This is a genomic window from Kibdelosporangium banguiense (assembly GCF_017876405.1).
Taxonomy (GTDB): domain Bacteria; phylum Actinomycetota; class Actinomycetes; order Mycobacteriales; family Pseudonocardiaceae; genus Kibdelosporangium; species Kibdelosporangium banguiense.
In genome coordinates this window covers 12,182,167-12,198,354 of record NZ_JAGINW010000001.1, presented here as the reverse complement: position 1 = coordinate 12,198,354, position 16,188 = coordinate 12,182,167, and the positions used below count along the sequence as shown (strand labels likewise).

At 65.7% G+C, this 16,188-nt stretch carries 15 protein-coding genes; 2 read left to right on the top strand and 13 right to left on the bottom strand.

What is annotated here, in order from left to right; genetic code table 11:
- Positions 1–17 precede the first annotated feature (17 nt).
- Positions 18–593 carry a dihydrofolate reductase family protein gene (locus JOF56_RS54545; RefSeq protein WP_209647354.1) on the bottom strand — a complete coding sequence of 192 codons (576 nt, stop codon included), beginning with the start codon at positions 591–593 and terminating at the stop codon, positions 18–20.
- A gap of 184 nt (positions 594–777) precedes the next feature.
- Positions 778–2,628, bottom strand: a complete 1,851-nt coding sequence (locus tag JOF56_RS54540; RefSeq protein ID WP_209647353.1) for a bifunctional copper resistance protein CopD/cytochrome c oxidase assembly protein — start codon at positions 2,626–2,628, stop codon at positions 778–780.
- 280 nt (positions 2,629–2,908) lie between these two features.
- Here JOF56_RS54540 and JOF56_RS54535 point away from each other — a divergent pair, with 280 nt between their 5' ends.
- Positions 2,909–3,364, top strand: a complete 456-nt coding sequence (locus JOF56_RS54535) for a DUF4396 domain-containing protein (protein WP_209647351.1) — start codon at positions 2,909–2,911, stop codon at positions 3,362–3,364.
- A 44-nt stretch (positions 3,365–3,408) separates the two neighbouring features.
- Here JOF56_RS54535 and JOF56_RS54530 read toward each other — a convergent pair whose 3' ends face one another.
- From JOF56_RS54530 to JOF56_RS54480, 11 genes are all read right to left on the bottom strand, one after another.
- On the bottom strand, positions 3,409–3,993 hold the full coding sequence (locus JOF56_RS54530; RefSeq protein ID WP_209647350.1) for a DUF305 domain-containing protein: 585 nt from the start codon (positions 3,991–3,993) through the stop codon (positions 3,409–3,411).
- A gap of 81 nt (positions 3,994–4,074) precedes the next feature.
- Entirely contained in the window at positions 4,075–4,458 is a 384-nt protein-coding gene (locus JOF56_RS54525) for a hypothetical protein (protein WP_209647348.1), read from the bottom strand.
- 112 nt (positions 4,459–4,570) lie between these two features.
- The gene (locus tag JOF56_RS54520) at positions 4,571–6,103 is read right to left on the bottom strand and encodes a DUF4331 domain-containing protein (protein ID WP_307855707.1); all 1,533 of its coding nucleotides are present in this window, start codon (positions 6,101–6,103) and stop codon (positions 4,571–4,573) included.
- A gap of 368 nt (positions 6,104–6,471) precedes the next feature.
- Positions 6,472–7,188: a cupin domain-containing protein gene (locus JOF56_RS54515; RefSeq protein ID WP_209647345.1), complete on the bottom strand. Its 717-nt coding sequence runs from the start codon at positions 7,186–7,188 to the stop codon at positions 6,472–6,474.
- The gene (locus JOF56_RS54510) at positions 7,182–8,072 is read right to left on the bottom strand and encodes a DUF6807 domain-containing protein (protein WP_307855847.1); all 891 of its coding nucleotides are present in this window, start codon (positions 8,070–8,072) and stop codon (positions 7,182–7,184) included. Before JOF56_RS54510 ends, JOF56_RS54515 begins: the two co-directional genes overlap by 7 nt.
- Complete coding sequence (locus JOF56_RS60605; RefSeq protein WP_307855706.1) at positions 8,069–9,133, bottom strand: Gfo/Idh/MocA family protein; 1,065 nt, start codon at positions 9,131–9,133, stop codon at positions 8,069–8,071. The genes JOF56_RS54510 and JOF56_RS60605 overlap by 4 nt, the downstream gene beginning before the upstream one ends.
- A complete protein-coding gene (locus JOF56_RS54500) occupies positions 9,130–10,440 on the bottom strand; it encodes an ABC transporter substrate-binding protein (protein ID WP_209647342.1) in 1,311 nt (436 codons plus the stop codon). Before JOF56_RS54500 ends, JOF56_RS60605 begins: the two co-directional genes overlap by 4 nt.
- Before the next feature lie 19 nt (positions 10,441–10,459).
- Entirely contained in the window at positions 10,460–11,305 is an 846-nt protein-coding gene (locus tag JOF56_RS54495) for a carbohydrate ABC transporter permease (RefSeq protein ID WP_209647340.1), read from the bottom strand.
- The gene (locus tag JOF56_RS54490) at positions 11,295–12,218 is read right to left on the bottom strand and encodes a carbohydrate ABC transporter permease (protein WP_209647338.1); all 924 of its coding nucleotides are present in this window, start codon (positions 12,216–12,218) and stop codon (positions 11,295–11,297) included. Before JOF56_RS54490 ends, JOF56_RS54495 begins: the two co-directional genes overlap by 11 nt.
- A 142-nt stretch (positions 12,219–12,360) precedes the next feature.
- Positions 12,361–13,368, bottom strand: coding sequence for a LacI family DNA-binding transcriptional regulator (locus JOF56_RS54485; RefSeq protein WP_209647336.1), 1,008 nt, complete (start codon positions 13,366–13,368; stop codon positions 12,361–12,363).
- A gap of 19 nt (positions 13,369–13,387) precedes the next feature.
- Positions 13,388–15,055, bottom strand: coding sequence for a right-handed parallel beta-helix repeat-containing protein (locus JOF56_RS54480; protein ID WP_307855705.1), 1,668 nt, complete (start codon positions 15,053–15,055; stop codon positions 13,388–13,390).
- A 31-nt stretch (positions 15,056–15,086) separates the two neighbouring features.
- On the opposite strand from JOF56_RS54480, the gene JOF56_RS54475 reads away from it, so the two are divergent.
- On the top strand, positions 15,087–16,142 hold the full coding sequence (locus tag JOF56_RS54475) for a LacI family DNA-binding transcriptional regulator (protein ID WP_209647333.1): 1,056 nt from the start codon (positions 15,087–15,089) through the stop codon (positions 16,140–16,142).
- Positions 16,143–16,188 lie beyond the last annotated feature (46 nt).

The following is a 16,188-nucleotide window of genomic DNA, read 5'->3' as shown; positions in this document are numbered from 1 at the left end:
GGCCTCGCCGGGGCCGGTCAGCCGACGACGTCGTAGACCAGCTTCTGGATTCCGTTGCTGTAGGACTCGCTCTCGACGACCTTGAGGTTCTGGCGGTCCTTGTCGGTGGCGCTGAACAGCCGCTTGCCCGCGCCGAGCAGGACCGGGAAGACCAGCAGGTGGTAGCGGTCGATCAGGCCGGCGTCGGAGAGGTTGCGGTTGAGGGCGGCGCTGCCGTGCACGATGATCGGCCCGCCCTCGGTCTGCTTGAGCGCGGCGACGTCGTCCAGCGACCGCAGGATGGTGGTCTCGCCCCAGTTGGACACCAGGTCCTGCTCCTGCAGCGTGCTGGACACGACGTACTTCGGCATCGCGTTGTAGCCCGGGAACTCCGCGGTCATGCCCGGCCACACCGGCGAGAACGCCTCGTAGCTGGCACGGCCCATCATCATGGCCGTGGCCTCGTCCTGCTCGCGGCCCTTGATCTCGTACGCGGCCTCGACGAACTCGATGCCCTGGAAGGTCCAGCCCGAGTTGCGGTAGCCCGGCTCGCCACCAGGCCCTTCCATGACGCCGTCGAGCGAGACGAACGCGGTGGTGATCAGGGTGCGCATGGGGTTGCTCCTTGGTCGTTCTGACGTGCGGTCATCAGTGCGTCGAACAAGACCCGCCGGATGCGACACCGCCCGCCAGAAATTTTTTCTCCGGTGATCCTGCCCTGCTCAGGGCCCGGTCGCCCAGCCGGACCCGCGCGACGACGCGGAGGTGTGGTTGTTCCCCTCCGACCTGAACTGTGCGTCAGGTCATTTCGTGCTGATCGGCAGCGTCGCGCTGTTGGTCGGCACGAATGCTTGGGCGCGCTGGCTGGGTGAAGAGGACGAGGGTGACGAGTAGCAGGGCGCCTACGCCGAAGCCGAATGCGACGGCGCCGCCGAGTCGCTGGCTGTCCAGGAGATTGGTGTTCCAGGCGAGTCCGAGCGACCGGTAGAACTCTTCGCCGATGACTGTGCTGGTGCTCACCAGGATCGCGGCGAACAGGGCGTGTGCCGCGGTCGCTGTGACGAGCATGATTCGCCTGTGCCGTAAGGGGATCGGCGTCGGGAAGGAATCCACTGCGAGTACGGCCCAGAAGAAGAGGAAACCGGTCGCCAGCAGCCAGACGTTTGTTCCCATCTGTGTCAGCGGCCGGTTCTGGGCCCACTCGAACAGGCCGGAGAAGTACAGGGCGTAGAACGACCCGTTGAACAGGACGAGCACGACTGCGGGATGTGTCAGCAGCCGGACGACGGGTGCCTGCGTCATCATCGTCAGCCATTCGCGCAATCCGGGGGCCGCCCGTGAGATGAGCGTGAATGGTGCGCCCTGGACCAGCGGGATGGCGGCGAGCATTGCCAGCAGGATGTTGCCGATCATGTCTGTGCTGAACATCGCCGGGGCGTATCGGCCGATTCCCGAGGAGGATGCCAGCAGGATTGTGGCGCAGCCGCCCAGCCAGGAAACGGTACGGAAGACGGGCCACGGCTCACGCAATCGCCGGACACCGAGCAGGTACACCACCGCGAGGATCATGGCAGCAGTGCCGAGGATCAGATCGAACCGCCATTGCGTGAAGATCGCCAGCAGAGTGGGCGGTCCGTCGATGACGTAGCCGATCCGCAGCTCGATATCCGGCAGGACAACACCCAGGCTCGGTGGTGGCGGCGTGCGTGAGAGTGCCGTCGCCAGGCCGAGCGTCATCATCATGAGCAGGACTTCGAACGCTGCCAGCTGCACGAGGGCGCGGCCGCTGCCTTTCTCGACCACGTCTCGTACGCCACGCTTTCGTTGGAAATAGCCGAAAACGCCGAGTGCGGCCAGTGCGGCGCCCTTCGCGATCACCAGCATTCCGTAAGCCGTTGTGAACACTTCGGACAGTCGTAGCCGGACGAGAGCGTTGAACACGCCTGACGCGGCCAGCACGAGCCAGCAAACCAGGGCAAGCCTGGAGAACCGGCTCGCTGCCAGGCCGAGATGTTCGCCTTTCTGACGGCCATAGGCCAGCAGGGCTGCGAGGCCGCCCACCCACAAGGCCGCGGCGACCAGGTGCATCAGCAGGCTTGAGGTGGCCCAGTCGTGGTTGCCGCCCTCGGACGAGTGTCCGCTCGAAGCCACCGGCACCAGGTTGAGCAGGGCCACAACGAGCAGCACCGGCGTGGATCGCCATAGTTTGACCGATCTGGCCGTGACGGCGAGCACGATCGCGACAGCCGCCGTGAGCATCCAGGCCCTGGTCGGCTCCACGGCGAACGACAGCCGGACCAGCCGGTCGAGTTCGAGAACATAGCTCAGCGGTCTGCCGTACGCGTCCGCCAGCACGAACGGCACTGACAACAACGCTGCGACGCACCACACGACGGCCGACCAACTGGCGGTGCGCATCGCCGTCCGGGCGGCATCGGACAGTTCGCCGGATTGCTTTGCCGGCACCAGAAAAGCGGCAAGCAGCAGTGCCCCGGCACACAACGCCGCGGCGATCTCAGCCGCTACCCGGGCGACCGGCAGGCCGTACGCCGCCAAGGCCGCGGTGCCGCGTTTGCCCGCCGCGGCGAACTCCTCGCTGAACAGGGAAAGCAGGACAACAGCGACAAGACAGGCCGCGACCCCACCCACGACAAGCAGCGGGCTTGTCCTCGCCTGGCTTTTCCTACTATGCGCTATCGGAGATGGAGCCACGGGCGCAGCGTAGAGCCCACTGGGCGGCCGGCCAACTTCCGAGTTCGGCTTGATCGCACGCGTCGGCATCGGCGCAGGTCGGCAGTGGGTGTGTGGCGCGTGCCAGTGCGTGACGTGCATATATGGCCGGAGATCATGTTTGCCTGCGGGCGTGCGGGGGTATATAACTGTCGGCGGTGACATACCCTATGGGGGTATCTACGGAGAGGGGCTCAACATGGACGAGACACACGCCAGGGCGAGCTGGTCCACCGCCGCGTCGGCCACACTGCACTGCCTCACCGGCTGTGCCATCGGCGAGGTGCTCGGCATGGTCATCGGTACATGGTTGGGCCTGAACAACATCTGGACAATCGTGCTGGCGGTCGCCTTGGCCTTCGTGTTCGGCTACGCCCTGACGATGCGCGGTGTGCTGAAGGCCGGTGTCCCGGTGAAGCAGGCCCTCAAGGTCGCGCTGGCCGCCGACACGGTGTCGATCATCGTCATGGAGATCGTCGACAACGCGATCATGATCGGTGTCCCCGGCGCGATGAACGCCGGCCTCAGCAGCGGATTGTTCTGGGGCGCCTTGGCTTTCTCACTTGCCATCGCGTTCGTTCTCACAGTCCCGGTCAACAAGTGGATGATCGGCCGGGGTCGCGGTCACGCGGTCGTGCACGCCTACCACCACTGAAACCTGGGTAGGGCGGCCCCCGGTGAGGCCGCCCTACCGGTTGGCTACAGCAGGGCCTGCATCTCGGTGATCTCGGCCTGCTGGGCGTCGATGATCTTCTGCGCCAGGGCTTTCGCGTCCCCGCTGGCACCCTTGCCCAGCTCGGTCCGGGCCATCTTGATCGCACCCTCGTGATGCTTGATCATCATTTGTGTCCACATGCGATCGAATTCGGCGCCCTTGGCGGCTTCGAGCTGCTTCATCTCGTCGGCGGTCATCATCCCGCCGCCGCCGTGGTCCATGGAACCGTGATCCGTGCTCGCCGGGGCCGATCCCCACTTCTTGAGCATGTCGGTCAGCTGCTGGATCTCCGGATCCTGTGCCTGCTGGACCCTGGTGGCCAGGGCGAGCATCTTCGGGTTCGTGCTCCGCGACGGCACCAGTTTCGCCATCTCCACGGCTTGGGCGTGGTGCGGGATCATGCCCTGGGCGAAGCTGATGTCGTCGGCGTTGTTTGCGGCTGGGGCGCTGCTCGTGGGCGTGGGCGTGGAGCTGTGCCCGGCCATCGTGGCGTCGTTCCCGCTGCTGCCGCAGCCGGCGATCAAGGCGAGCACGGCAGCCGCGCTCGCACCGACAAGGAACTTCCTCATGGTGTACGTGTCCTGTTCTGCGTATTCGATTGGCTGTGCGAACCCGGACGGCGGCGCGGCAAGGCGCTGCCGTTGGGCCTGTCACAGCCGCAACACGCAGACCGAACTGAGCAGATCCCGGCCGGACGACTTAGGTGGGCGATCCACCCGCTGGATGCGTCGTTCTGGCCGGAGCGAAGGCACATGGACCGGTATGGCCATCGCGAGCAGCAAACCGAGGAGAAGCAATCCGGCGATCGCGCCCATCACCGCCAGGCAGAGATGCAACAGGTCGTGCTTGGGGCTGGGTGCTGGTTGCTCCGGCTCGTGCTGCGCCGGGGCTGATGCCGGCGCGTCCATCGTCATGCCGGACGACTGGTGGTGCGCCTCGGATGTGACGAAGTGATGCATGCTGACCACGCCGAAAAGCAGCAGGCACAACAGGAGCCATCGGGGCCCTGTCCTGAGTGTGCCTGCTGCTTTCATGGTCTGCGACGTAGTCCTGTCCGGGTCGGTGTCTGACTCCTAGATAGGTTAGTACTAGCTGGCGCAGTTGGTGTTGCGGGACCCGTCCTGCGGGTCCCGCAACGCGTTCGTCTTAGAAGGGACGGTTGCTGCGGTGGCGGGCCTTGGTGGGCCGCTTGCGCCACAGGTAGACCGCGCCGCCCAGCAGGACCAGCGCGCCGAGCGCGCCACCGACCAGGGCGCCGGCGGGCAGGTCGGCCAGGAGGTTGGCGGACTTGGTCTCGACCTTGGCCTCGACCGCGGCGTTGACCGAGTTGTTGTTCGGGACAGCGACATACGGGAAGCGCTGTTCGAACGCGACGTCGTTGGCATCCACCTTGTCCCCAGTGGCCAGAGCGTCCACGAGCTGGCCGGACTGGGCGGCGCCTTCCATGGCCTGCACCGCGATATCGATCACGTCATCGGTCAACCGGCGCCCGTTGGGGAAGCCCTGCAAGTCCCCACCGAGCACACCGAGCCGGTTGGGCTTCGCGGTCGGCGGTACCGACATGTTCAGCCGCAGCATCTCCGAGGGCACGAACATGTGCGCGGCGACGTCCTTGTTGTTCAGCTGCGAGTTCAGATCGGCCTTGATCGGGCCACCGGCCTTGGTGGTGATCCCGGTCAGGAAGATCTCCACCAGATCATTACGCGGCGCCGCCGGGGCCTTGATCTTGTAGATCTGCTCGATCAGCTGCGGCAGCTCCGGGGTGGTCACCCGGTCCAGCAGGGCTTTGACCTTGCCGTCCTGATCCGGGGTCAACCCGTTGAACGCGTCCTTCAATCCCGCTGGGGCGACGACCTCGTTGACCAGCGGGTTGCCCAGCCTCGAGACCTGCACGAAGTCACCCTCGGCCTTGGCCTTGCCCGGCGAGAGTTTCAGGGATTGGCGTTCGGTGTCGGCCCAGATCCCGAGCACCGGGTTGCGCTTCGCGTCGCCTTTCAGCGCGAGCAGGTGGGCGGGGATTTGCAGGGCGATGGTGTTGACGTTGTAGCCGCGCAGGGTGTCCTGGCCGACCTCGGAGAGGTTGCCGCCATAGAGCAGGTCGAACACGCGCAGGTCGGCGAAGAAGGAGTCCTCGGCCGGGCCGGCGTAGCTCAGCCCGTCCCCGGGCAGTTTGGCGATCGCCTGGTCACGCACGGTGCGGAAGTCGGGGAAGGAGGCGGGGCCGGTGTTGGACGGTGCCGCCCGCGCGCTCTTGAGCAGCGTTTTGCTGCTGCCGTGCATGTCGATCAGTTCGAGTTTGTAGTTCTGGCGGAACAGCAGGTTCTCGTCGTTGATCGAGGTGACCGCGCCGTTGTTGTAGAGGAAGGTGGCGTTCTTGCGCCGGTCGTCGGTGTCGAAGGTGTAGCGGAAGATCAGGTCGGGTTTGGCGTCGCCGTCGTTGTCGATGTTGATGTCGTAGCGGGCGTTCTCGGCCCAGGGGTAGAAGTTCGGGCCGCCGTTGGCTTCCTGGAACCCGAAGTAGTTCGCCACGACGGTCACCGTGTCCGGCCGGTCCGGACTGACGAACGCGTAGAGATCGGTGTTGTCCACGGTCGGGTCGGCGGCGATCAGCGGCGCCTCCCGGTGGCTGGACGCGCTGGCCGGACCGGGTACAAGCCCGCCCACCAATGCCGCGCCCACCGCCAAGAGGGCAGCTGTAGCACGTGACCGACGTGGTCCACGCACGATATGGGGTTGTGGCATAACCATTCCTTATGGGCAGGTCATGCGCCTCGTCCTCCCTGGACACCTCTTATACGGAGCCACGGGCGATCCGGATCGGTCCGTACGGCAAAAATCTTGATCACCTGCTGATCTGTCCGTCCTGGGGACGGCTGACCAGGTGCTTACCAACGATTGCTGTCCGCGGTGGACGCTTGTATTCGAACGGCGCCCGGCCGGATGAATCGGCTGTAACCGACAAAAGAGTAATATCGCTTGGCCGGGCCGCGCGCCAATCGTTTGCGGGCCAGGAATCTCGTTGTCCTCTCCTATCCGGCAGGGGAGTATCAGTCGTGAGGCGACACTCCGGAGTCGGGATCATGGGTGTCGAGCCGGCCGCACATGCCGAACTTCTGCGTGTCCTGCGGCGGCAGTACGCGGATGTCCGCCTCCAGCAGGTGGCTGATGTCGTTGGCCCGTAGCCGGTCCAGTTGTTCGCCGGTGCGCTGTGCGGCGGCCAACGCACCACTGCGCCAGCGCTGCTCCCAGTCTGCGAGGCGGTCTCGCTTCAACCGCACTGCGGCCTGGTAGAACTCGTCCAGGGGTGCGTAGTCGCCCGACTCGATGTGCCGCCGCAGTTCGAGGAATCCTTCGATCGCCAGGTCGCGACGTTGTTGCGCAGCAGCCTCATCGCGGGGGAGTGAAGCGGCCTTCGTGTATTCGTCGGGGTCCGCCAATGTGGTGGATGGGAAGGTGAACACCGCGTCGCCCGCCTCCGGCAGCCCGCTGTTCTGCATGATCACCACGATTTGCAGGTCGGCGTCGTTCACCAGGCGGTGGATTGTGCCGGGGGTGAACCATGCGACTGTTGCGGGGCGCAGTGGGACCTCGGCGAAGCCGCGACGCGTCAGGGTCTGCACGCGGCCGCTGCCGTTGATTACCACGTAACACTCGGAGCAGGTCAGGTGCACGTGTGGCGACCCGCCACACACGCCATCCGATGTCGGCCAGTCGTAGACGCGCAGCCCGGAGATCCCGGTAGCACCGGGAAACGGCATCACCATGGCTTTTCCTCCACATATGACTCAAGGCGCTCTCTGTCCCACGCGCCGTCAGCGATGACCACGCGGTAGCGCAGGCGTAGCGCGTCTCCAGGTGCCAGCTCTACCGTGTCGAAGAACGCGAACGACGGGTTGACCGCGGCGAACGGGGTGTTGCGCACGAACCAGTGGGTCGTCTTGTTGTCGGGGTGGTCCAGGAAAAGCAGTGTCGACGAGCGGTCCACCTCGTCGTGCTGGCCGACATAGGCCAGCCAGCGCGCGGGACGGCCCATCACTTCGGGGCCGCTGAGCCCATCCGCCGCGAGGATCTCTCCGTCGGTGAAGGATCGCGGGCCACGCCAGAACAAGCCGGTGTACCCGGCCATCTCGCGCCCCTGGGTCGTCGGGCTGCCGAGAACCAACGGCTCGGCGTGCACGTTCGTCAGCTCGGTGGCGAACTCCAGCGTCCACGCCTCATCATCGGCATCACGCACTGTGAACTCGCGCGTCTCGTCTGCCCGATGTTCTTCGGCCTGGGTGTGCCAGGACAGTCTTTCTTCGAAGCGGATCTGTTCGGGTCCTTGATCTGTGAAGGTAAAGCTCTCGTGCCGCATGGTTCCGACGTTCGGTAGGACTACGTAGCCTTCGTCGCGCACATACGTGACGCCGCCCCAGAAGTTCTGCCCGGATACTTCCGACGCGGTCATCTGAATGCCCTTGTGCCACCGGTGATCGTGTGGCCGGTAGACGGTGACGACGTCCCCCGCGAGGGTCCGCACGGGATGCAGGTACGGCTTCGGGCCCTCGAACGGCGGCATGGACGGGCGGTACACGTAGTGGAAGATCTCCACGTCACTCGCGCCCACCACGAGTTCCTTCTCGTCGAGCCGCGTGACCGCGAGGTTCACCGCCAAGGCGCACCAATCCCTTCCATTGTGGTGTAGAACGGGTTTCCTGGGCCGATATTGCCGCGACGCACGGGCGCCCCCGTGAACGCGGACGCATACAGGGCCGCGATGAACTCCATGGTGTTCCTCGCGTCGGCCAACGAGACAGGCGGTGGTTCGCCACCGTCGACCGCGTCGTAGAACGCTTCGACCTGACAGCGGTGCCCACTGGTGACGTCTGATTGCTCCTTCTGCCACAACGGAAGGATGTCTTCGTGGCCAGGTGCCGGGGTGACGCTCCAGTCGGCGTCCGTGTAGCCGTAGAGGTGTTCCACTTCGACCGTGGCGTGTTGGTAGTCGAATCTCAGTGTCGACGTCTCCCGTGGTGACACAACGGAATTCACCACCGCGGCGACCGCGCCGCTTGTGAAGCTGACCAGTGCCAGGGAAACATCCTCGGTATGCACATCGCGCGCCTGCCGTGCGGCCAGGGCGCGGATCTCCTGCCAAGGGCCCAGGATCGACAGCAGCAGATCGAACTGGTGGATGCCGTGGCCCATTGTGGGACCGCCGCCCTCACTGTCCCAGGAACCACGCCACGGCACCGCGAAATAGGCGTCATCGCGGTACCACAGGGTGGAGCATGTGGCCATCAGCGGCCGGCCGAGCTGGCCGGCCGCTGTCATCCGCCTCAGCCGGATCGCGGCAGGGCCGAAACGGTGCTGGAACACGGTCGCGACATGTCCGGCGGAACCCCGCTCCGCCTCCACGAGCGCGTCCATTTCGGCGAGCGAGAGCGCAGGTGGTTTCTCCACCAGCACGGTAACGTCCGCCGCGAGACACTCGAGCGCCATAGGCGCGTGATACTGCGGTGGCGTACATAGATGGACCACGTCCACTGTCTCCGCTTCCAAGAGCGCGCTCACGCTTGAATAGACGTGAGGGGAACCCCACTTTTCAGCGAAGGCGCGCACTCGATCGTCGTCCACATCCACGACTGCGACTAGGTCGGCTCGATCGCGTAGGGCCGCCGCGTGGGCGGCCGCTATCGCTCCCGTGCCGATGATCGCCGCGCGCTTCACCGGGCGGCGTCCACTTCGGATTGCAGCTCGGCGATGAACGACGTGGCCGCCTGCTCGGGTGTGGTACGTCCGAAGAGGACGTTCTCGGTGTGCCGTTTGAGGATCGTCTCGATGGTGCTGGCGCCGTTGGGTGTCACCCGCGGCGGATCGCTGACCGGCAGGGTGTCGAGGAACTCGGCGGCGGCCTTGTCGGTTTCCTTGAGCTGGCCGGTGATCCCCGCCCGGATCTTCTGGTTGGCCGGCACACCGCGTTCGGTGAGCAGGATCTTGGCCGCCTCCTCGTTGTTGGCGAGGAAACTCACGAACGCGGCGGCCTCGGCCGGGTGCTTCGAGCGTGCCGAGACCGACCAGAACATCGAGGGCTTGTAGTAGGCGGCGGGTGCCTTGGCCTGCGCCTCCCCAGGCAGCCTGAGCAGTTTCAGCTTGGCGCCGCTGGCGGCGGTCAGCGCGGTGAGCTGGGTGTTCCACCACAGGCCGAACGCCGCTGTGTTGGTCGCGGTCGCGGACTGGTTCAGCGCGCCGGAGCCCTTCTCGACGGAGACCGCCGGTGGTGGTGCGACTCCGGTGCGGGCGATGTCGAGCAGGTATGACCAGTACTCCTGGAGAACCTTGGCCGGGACGGTCACCTTGCCCTTGTCGTCGAACATCGACGTGCCCGCCTGACGGGCCCGGATGTGCAGGCCGCCGGTGTCGTTGAAGCCGCCCGACTGCACGCCCCACACCGTGCCGCCGCCGGCCTTGGACACTTGGTCGCCTACCTTCTTCAGGTCGTCCCACGACCACTTCGTGTCGTCGGGCAGTGCGATGCCGTACTTGGCAAGCAGATCGGTGTTGGCCACGATCGAGTAGGAGGCGAGCCCGACGGGCACGCCGTACTGCTTGCCGTCGATGGCTCCGGTCGCGAGTGCCTTGCCGTCGAAGTCGTTGGTGGAAAGGTGTTTCTTCGCCTCGTTGAAGTCCATCAACGCGCCTCGCTCGGCGTACGAGGCCAGATACAGCTCGTCCATCTGGATGATGTCCGGCGCGTCGTTGGCCGCCACGGTGGTGGCGAGGCTGTCCCAGTAGCCGTTCCATTCCTTGAACTCGCCGCGCACGGTGATGTTCGGGTGCTGCTTGGTGAAGAGGTCGATGACCTGCTGGGTCCGCTTGTGCCGGTCGTCACCGCCCCACCATGTGAAGCGCAGCGTCACCGGTTCGGCCGACAATTCGTCGCCGGCGCCGGAGCCGGATGAGCAGGCTACGAGCAACGTGGCGGTCAGTGACAGCAGAACCGCCCACGCGGTCCTACACGGTTTCCTGGTGGGCATGGCGACGGGTCCTTTCCGGCTATTTGCCTCCGGTCGTGGCGATTCCCCTGACGAGATAGCGCTGTCCGATCAGGAAGGCCAGGAAGATCGGGACCAGCGAGACGACGTTCATCGCGAACAGTGAGCCCCACGACGTCGAGACGGTCGAGTCGACGAACGAGCGCAGGGCGACGGGCACCGTGTACATCTGCGGGTCGGTCAGGTAGATCAGCTGGCTGAAGAAGTCGTTCCACGTCCAGATGAACGTGAAGATCGTCGTGGTGGCCAGGGCGGGCTTCATCAACGGCAGGATGATCCGCAGGAAGATCCGCGGATGGCCGCAGCCGTCGATACGGGCCGCCTCGTCGAGCTCCCGCGGCAGCCCGCGGATGAACTGCACCATCAGGAATATGAAGAACGCGTCCGTGGCAAGGATTTTCGGCACGATCAGCGGCAGGAACGTGTTCACCCAGTCCAGCTGGGAGAACAGGATGTACTGCGGGACGATGATCACGTGGATCGGCAGCATGATCGTGCCGAGCATGATCCCGAACCACCACCGCTTGCCGGTGAACTCCAGCCGCGCGAAGGCGTACGCGGCCATGGAACACGACACCAGGTTGCCGACGATGCAGCCCACCACCACGATCGTCGAGTTGATCAGGTAGTGCCCGAACGGCGACGCCAGGGCGTTCCAGCCCTCCAGGTAGTTCTCGGTGTGCAGCGTGTCGAGGATCAGGCCGGGGGAGCGGAAGATCTCGTCGTCGGGCCGCAGGGAGCTGACGACCATCCACAGCACCGGGTACAGCATCACGAACCCGAGTGCGATCAGGCCGATGTGCTTGGCTGGTCCCGACAGTCGTCGTCGGATGAGCTCAGTCGTCATAGAACACCCAGTACTTCGCCGCCCAGAAGTTGATCGCGGTGAACGCGCCGATGATCAGCAGCAGGAACCACGCCAGCGCCGAGGCGTATCCCATGTCGAACCGGCTGAAACCCTGCTGGTAGAGGTAAAGCGTGTAGAACATGGTGGAGTCCGACGGCCCGCCGGTGCCCGCGGAGACCACGAACGCCTGGGTGAACGACTGGAAGGCGTGGATGATCTGCAGCACCAGGTTGAAGAAGATGATGGGCGACAGCAGCGGCAGGGTGATGTGGCGGAAGCGTGACCACCGGCTCACCCCGTCGATGGCGGCGGCCTCGTAGTACACCGTCGGGATCTGCCGCAGCCCGGCCAGGAAGATGATCATCGGTGCGCCGAAGGTCCAGACGTTGAGCACGATCAGCGTGGACAACGCCGTGTCCGGGTCGGAAATCCAGCCTTTGCCCGTGATGCCGAAGAACCCGAGGACGCGGTTGACCAGGCCGTCGTTGCCGAAGATCTGCGTCCACAGCACGGCGATCGCCACACTCGAGCCGAGCAGTGACGGCAGATAGAAGGCCGAGCGGTAGAAAGCCAGCCCGCGCAGCCCACGATCCAGCAGCATCGCGACACCCAACGCGAAGGCCAGCTGCACCGGCACTGACACCAGTACGTAGGTGAAGGTCACGCCGAGAGCGTTGTGCAGCCGTTCGTCGGTGAAGATCCGGGCGAAGTTGTCCAGTCCGATGAACTTCGGTTGCTGGATCAGGTTGTACTTGGTGAAACCGAGGCCGAACGATGCCACGACCGGGCCGGCGGTGATGAGGACCAGGCCCACGAACCAGGGCGCGAGGAACCAGAACGCGGCCTTGTTGTCCCGCTTACGGGCCGGGATGTCACTACGTCGCAGCCGGCGGAGCTCGTCCAGAGCGCTCATGTTGTCCGCTTCGGCTGCTGGGACGCGCGACGACTACTCGGAACGATCATCACAACTCCGTGGATCGGGTCCGGTGCGGAAAACGCTTTCCACAGTGGCATCCGGGCAACGCCCTCGTCAAGGGCCGTTTTATCGTTTTAATTCAAGCAGTGGCCCGGGTGCTGTCGCGGATCATCAACTGTCCCTCGACTTTCACGTGAGTGACCGCGCCGGGATCTTGCAGCGCGAGGCGGATCGCCTCCATGCCCGCGTACGCCAAGGGCAACGCGACAGTCGTCAGCCTGGGAGTCACGTTGACCGCCAGCCCGATGTCGTCGAACCCGGTCAAGGAGAGATCCGCGGGGACCGCGACACCTGCCGTGCGCAAAGCCGACAAAGCACCGACGGCCATGAGGTCGTTCGCGGCCATGATGGCGTCGAGATCGTCGGTGACGAGTCCTTGTGCCGCCTTGAATCCGCCCTGCCGGCTCACTTCGCAATGCACGACCCGCACTTCGGTCTCAGCGCCCAGCCCCTCGATGAACCCCGCGGTACGCGCGGATATCGCCGCCTGTTCCGGCTCACCGGCGAGGATCGCGACCCGGCGGTGCCCGGTCCGGGCGATGTGGCGGCCGATTTCCCTTGCCGCCCGGTGGTTGTCGAAGCTGATCGAGTGAAACGGCAGGTCTGTGTCGCCGACGATCACCACACGCCCGCCGCTTTGCTGGTAGGCCAGCAGTTCGGCGAGCAGGCGCCCGGACAGGGCGTCCGCGTCGATACGACCGGACGTCAGTACGAGCGCCCGCGGCCGCAGAGCGCGTAGCTGCCGGATGGTCTCCAGTTGGCGTTGCGGATCGCAGTGTGTCGCCGACACCGTTACGAACGCGCCCCTGGTGCGAGCCTGGCGCTCCATGGCCGCCACCACGATGGCGATCGATGGTGTGGTGAGGTCGTCCGCCACAAGCGCCAGCGCATCGCTACCAGTCCGCATCGCCCGCGCGGACGCGTCCGCCGCGTAGCGCAAACGCGCTGCCGCAGCGAGTACGCGATCCCTGTACTCCGGCGCGACCGGCCGGGAACTGCCGCCGAGCACCCGCGAGGCCGTCGCCAGGGACACGCCCGCGTCCGCAGCCACGTCGTGCAGCGTCACGGATCGACGCGGATGCGGCATCGCAGTCCTCTCAGATATGTCAGCCGGCGTGTTCGAACGCGCCGATGTCAGGTCTGCCGTTGTACAGCCGGGTACCGGCGTAGTCGCGGCTGCCGGGGTCGCTGATGGTTGCGCCCGTGTCGATCGCACGGGAGCCGGAGCGAACCTTCAACGCGAATGCGGTATCAAGTCGTGGACCCGACTCCGGTGTGCCTGTCCCTTGGCCGAGCGGGGCGGCGAACAGTGGGTCGGCAACGACGGCTTTGGCATCGCTGGCGGGGACTGGGAGAGCGGCACCGCCGTACAGATTGTTGTTGTACCGCACGGTTGCACTGGTGGTCAGTGCTGCGTCAGGCACAGTCGAGTAGACGACGTTGTTGGTGATGTCGTATGTGGACTGCAGGCTTGTTCCGTAGCCGTAGATCGCGTACTGGCTGCGGTCGTTGTAGATCGTGTTGTTGTAGACCTTGGCCACTGACGCCGGGTCGGAGTGCAGGTAGATCTGATAGCGGATGTTGCGGGCGATCACGTTGTAGCGCACCACGACGTCACCGAAGGAGAACTGGCACAACAGGATGCCGTCGCCGTTGTCGTGCGTGTAGTTGTACTGGACCACTTGGCGCGTCGTGCTTTTGTCCGGGTCGATGCCGTTGGAGTCCGCGCCGCCTGCGCGTTTCTGCGTCTCGGACACCTCGTTGAACTGGATGGTCACGTCGTCGGCGTAGTAGGTCTCGATGCCTGAGGTGCCGGTGCGGTGTACGACGTTGCGCTCGACGACCGCGTGCCGCACGTTGGTGATGTACATGCCGTTGCAGCCGTAGGCCGTGTCCGGGTGGCTGATGTAGTTGCCACGAATGACGATGTCGGTGTGCGGGGCGAACTTCGGGTCGTCCGGGCGGGTGCGGATGCCCCAGCCGGTCGGGACCGCGCCAGGGGCGTCGCCCGCGTACTGCTTGATGGAGATCCCGGCGAACGACGTGTTGGTGATGACCGAGTTCTGGATCGTGACGCGGTGCAGCGTGGTCGGCGTCGCCGGTGGGGCGGCCGGGTCCGGGACGGTCGTGTCGAAGACGATGCCGCCGGTCTTCTTGGAGCGGTCCCAGCCCGTCTTGAAGGTGATGCCCGGCGCGTTGCCCGCGGTGTCGCCGCCGATCCAGTTCACGTGCCCGGTCACGTCGTGGACGTGGACGCGATCGATGACAAAGCCCTCCAGGCGTTGGCCGTTGTCGCCGGTGACGTGGATGCCGCGCAGGTCGCCCAGGTTCGCGCCGGGTGTCCCGGCCGCCGGGGCCTGGTTGGTGACCTCCAGGTTCCGGATGGTCCAGAACTGCTGGTTGGCGAGGCGGACCGCGTCGGCGACACGTCCAGCGCCGTCGACTCTAGGCGCCGGGCCGTTGCCGTAACGGTCGATCGTGATGGGTGCGGTGGTCCCGCCCGAGCCTTTGGGCCACAACTGGCCGGTCCAACGCCCGCCGGCGCGCAGCAGGATCCGGTCGCCTGGTTGGAAGGTCGTCCGGTTCACGCGGTCGAGGGTGCGCCACGCGCGTGTGGCGTCGAGGCCCGACGCGGCGTCATTTCCGCGTTCGGCGTCGACGTAGTACGCGGTATTGGCACGTTGTTCCGGTTCGGCGTAGGCGGCCTGCGGCATGGCGAGAGCAACCGCTGCGGTGAGGATGAACAGGCGAATCCAGCTGGAAGTGAGTGTCACGTTCCTGCTCCTCATGGGCCATCATGGAGCCATGGGTGGGAAAACGCATTCCAACACGTCCGGCCCGGTTCTTCAAGGGCGGGCCCCCACCCTGGCGGACGTCGCCAGGGAGGCAGGTGTCTCGCTGGCCACGGCTTCGCGCGTCCTCAACGGCAGTACGCGCACGGTCGGCAAGGACAACGTGACACGCGTGCTCCGCGCGGCGGACAAACTCGGCTACGCGCCCAACCTCTCGGCACAGGCCACCGCCAGAGGATCGACGCGGACCGTCGCACTGGTGGTGAGCGACATCGCCGATCCCTATTTCTCTTCGCTCGCCGCGGGTGTCCTCGAACGTGCCGAGGACGCGGGCCTCATCGTCACCATGGCTGTGGCCGATCGGTCTGCCGGGCAGGAGCTCCGGATCGTCACAACCCTTCGCGGCCACCGGCCGCACGTGATCATCATCGCGGGCAGCCGCCTGGACGGCCCGCAAGATGACCTGATCGACGAATTGGGGGCCTATACGGCAGCCGGCGGTCGTGTCGCGCTGATCAGCCAACCGGGTCTGCCCTTCCCGACCGTCGCGATCGACAACACCGGCGCCGCAAAGGATCTGGCGCTCGCGTTGGCCGGCCGGGGTTACGGCCGGTTCGCGGTGATCCGCGGCCCGGATGGGCTGCACACCTCACGGGATCGCTGCGACGGATTCCTCGCCGGCCTCGCACAGGCTGGGATCGAAGAGGAGCGCGTTCTCGTAACCGAATTCTCAGAGGACGGTGGATACGCCGCAGGTGCACGGCTGATCGCGGACGGACTCGGCAATGTCGAACTCCTTTTTGCGGTCACTGACGTGATGGCGCTCGGCGTCATGCGAGCACTGCGTGACGCAGGTCTCGTGCCTGGCCGTGACATCGGGGTGGCGGGCTTCGACGACATCGCGGCGGCCATGGACGTCGATCCGGCGTTGACGACCGTGCGTGTCCCGCTGCGCGATATGGGCAGACGCGCGATGGACCTAGCGCTCTCCGGCACCGACCCGGCGGAGGTGGTGTGGATGCCTACGACGTGCGTGATCCGGGGCAGTACTCGCGATGCGTTGGTGTGATCTACACGCACCGTGACGGCCTGGGGCCTGCTTGCCGAAATGCCTC

Bases quoted from the DNA above. Each gene is read 5' to 3' on its own strand.
- JOF56_RS54545 (WP_209647354.1), bottom strand. From the start codon at position 593: ATGCGCACCCTGATCACCACCGCGTTCGTCTCGCTCGACGGCGTCATG.
- JOF56_RS54535 (WP_209647351.1), top strand. From the start codon at position 2,909: ATGGACGAGACACACGCCAGGGCGAGCTGGTCCACCGCCGCGTCGGCC.
- JOF56_RS54530 (WP_209647350.1), bottom strand. From the start codon at position 3,993: ATGAGGAAGTTCCTTGTCGGTGCGAGCGCGGCTGCCGTGCTCGCCTTG.
- JOF56_RS54525 (WP_209647348.1), bottom strand. From the start codon at position 4,458: ATGAAAGCAGCAGGCACACTCAGGACAGGGCCCCGATGGCTCCTGTTG.
- JOF56_RS54515 (WP_209647345.1), bottom strand. From the start codon at position 7,188: ATGGTGATGCCGTTTCCCGGTGCTACCGGGATCTCCGGGCTGCGCGTC.
- JOF56_RS54500 (WP_209647342.1), bottom strand. From the start codon at position 10,440: ATGCCCACCAGGAAACCGTGTAGGACCGCGTGGGCGGTTCTGCTGTCA.
- JOF56_RS54495 (WP_209647340.1), bottom strand. From the start codon at position 11,305: ATGACGACTGAGCTCATCCGACGACGACTGTCGGGACCAGCCAAGCAC.
- JOF56_RS54490 (WP_209647338.1), bottom strand. From the start codon at position 12,218: ATGAGCGCTCTGGACGAGCTCCGCCGGCTGCGACGTAGTGACATCCCG.
- JOF56_RS54485 (WP_209647336.1), bottom strand. From the start codon at position 13,368: ATGCCGCATCCGCGTCGATCCGTGACGCTGCACGACGTGGCTGCGGAC.
- JOF56_RS54475 (WP_209647333.1), top strand. From the start codon at position 15,087: ATGGGTGGGAAAACGCATTCCAACACGTCCGGCCCGGTTCTTCAAGGG.